The 1,235-nt window shown below is 55.1% G+C and carries 1 protein-coding gene; it reads right to left on the bottom strand.

What is annotated here, in order from left to right:
- Nucleotides 1-8 precede the first annotated feature (8 nt).
- Nucleotides 9-1,171 (bottom strand): IS3 family transposase gene (locus TU74_RS22905; protein ID WP_088500225.1). Its coding sequence is split into 2 segments (ribosomal slippage): nt 9-916 and nt 916-1,171, totalling 1,164 coding nucleotides; the frame shifts between segments, so codons are not numbered across the junction.
- Between the last annotated feature and the right edge of the window lie 64 nt (nt 1,172-1,235).

Below are 1,235 nucleotides of genomic sequence, written 5' to 3'. Positions count from 1 at the left end.
TGTAGTGGTCAACTCATTCCGGACACGGTTTTGAGTTTTTCTTCAGCTTTGGCCGGAGCCAGTCCATTGTTGAATTGATGGGGCCGGAGCCAGTTGTAGTGGCCCATCAGGTACTGGCTAATATCTCGTTGAGCTTGCTGCCCAGTCAGGTAGCCAGTGGTCGGTATCCACTCTGATTTCAGGCTGCGAAACACTCGCTCCATTGGCGCATTATCCCAACAGTTACCCCGCCGACTCATGCTCTGGCATATCCGGTAGCGCCATAGTCTCTGGCGGAACTGACGACTGCCATATTGCGATCCCTGGTCGGAATGGAACATCAGCCCTTGAGGCTTTCCACGTTGTTCGTAAGCTACGTCCAGCGCTTTGACGACTAAGTCTGCATCCGGCTTCTCTGATAAGGCCCAGCCCACTACTCTGCGTGCGTATAGATCCATGACAACTGCCAGATAATGCCATTTGCCCTGCGCCCAAACGTAAGTGATGTCTCCACACCACACCTGATTTGGCGCTTCGACATCAAACGCTCGGTTCAGGATATTCGGAATATCTGGCCGCTCTACCGTGGCCTTTTTGTAGGCGTGTGATCCCGGCTGCTTGCTGACCAGCGCCAGCTCACGCATCAGACTGCGCACCTTGAACCGCCCGATTTGCTCACCTTCTTCTCGCATCATTGCCTTGATGCTGCGGCTGCCAGGCGCACTTCGCCCTCGAGTGAACAACTCATTTACTCGACTGCGCAATCGCAGTCGCTCAACGTCCGGAGTTCGCCGTTTATGACGATGTGCGTAATAACTTGAGCGAGTGACTTCAAACACTTCGCACAACCAGTCAACGGGCTCATGGGCGCTGAGTTGGTGTATCAGCGAGTACGCTCGAGATCTTCCGACATCAAGAGCGCGGTAGCCTTTTTTAGTATTGATTTCTCGCGTTCAAGGCGCGTGATTCGAGCTTCCAACTCTTGGATTTTCTGCTGCTCTGGCGTCAACGCCTTGCTGGCCGGCGTGATGCCGCCGCGCTCCTGCTGAAGCTGATTAACCCAGCGGCGCAGGGCCGACTCGACCAAGCCGAGCGAGCGGGCTGCTTCGGCATGACTGTAGCCTTGGTCGAGCACCAGACAGGCTGCTTCGCGCTTGAACTCAGGGGTAAAGGTACGGCGTTGCTTGGTCATCAGACACCTCTTTGGGGCGAGCATTCTCGCCTAAATGAGTGTCCGGTTTCATTAGACCACTACA

The organism is Pseudomonas lundensis, assembly GCF_001042985.1.
Classification (GTDB): domain Bacteria; phylum Pseudomonadota; class Gammaproteobacteria; order Pseudomonadales; family Pseudomonadaceae; genus Aquipseudomonas; species Aquipseudomonas lundensis.
The sequence above is the reverse complement of the archived record's forward strand: the minus strand, read 5'-3'. Positions and strand labels throughout refer to the sequence as shown.